At 61.6% G+C, this 216-nt stretch carries 1 protein-coding gene; it reads left to right on the top strand.

Going from position 1 to position 216, the window contains the following annotated elements; all coding sequences use genetic code 11:
* The coding region (locus ACZ9W6_RS17750; RefSeq protein WP_465192504.1) for a hypothetical protein at nucleotides 1-216 on the top strand (216 nt) is incomplete at both ends.

Raw genomic sequence — 216 nt, forward strand, 5'->3', positions numbered from 1 at the left:
TCAGCCTGGCCGGCCAGACACTGAGCGGCAGCGATACCCTGAAGATCCGGGTGGTGGATACTGCCGGCAATGCCGGTACGGTCTACTCTCAGGCTTATGTGCTGGACAGCACCACACCGACCAATACGATCAGTACCCTCCAGTTCTCGGCCGATACCGGTTCTTCCAGCAGCGACTTCATCACCGCGACGGCGGCACAGGATCTCTCCGGCACGC

The organism is Vogesella lacus (assembly GCF_979366295.1).